The organism is Streptomyces chlorus, from assembly GCF_042655885.1.
GTDB classification, from domain to species: Bacteria; Actinomycetota; Actinomycetes; order Streptomycetales; family Streptomycetaceae; genus Streptomyces; species Streptomyces chlorus.
Window position 1 is genome coordinate 6,717 of the sequence record NZ_JBHSOA010000083.1, and the last position, 322, is coordinate 7,038.

At 73.3% G+C, this 322-nt stretch carries 1 protein-coding gene; it reads left to right on the forward strand.

All coding sequences use genetic code 11. The features are described from left to right. Window positions 1-312 (forward strand): SUKH-3 domain-containing protein (locus ACFPZI_RS30490; protein WP_381369823.1); only part of this gene is annotated, 312 nt, incomplete at its 5' end. Between the last annotated feature and the right edge of the window lie 10 nt (window positions 313-322).

Consider the following 322-nt stretch of genomic DNA (forward strand, 5'->3'; position numbering starts at 1 on the left):
CAACTCGCCCCCGCCACCCTCCACCTCGACCCCCTCCACGGCCTCCACATGGCCCGCACCCTCGGCGACCTCGGCCGCGCCCTCGACACCGACGTCTGCCCCATCGGCACCGACCCCGACACCCACACCCTCGTCGCCATCGACATCGAAGGCCGCGTCTACGCCCTCGACCACACCGGCGACTGGTACCTCGGCCACCACATCGACCAGGGCCTCACCGCCCTCATCACCGGCACCGGACCCACCCGCCTCACCACAGGCCGACCCACCCGCCCCACCACAGGCCGACCCACCCGCCCCACCACAAGCTGACCCACCCGCC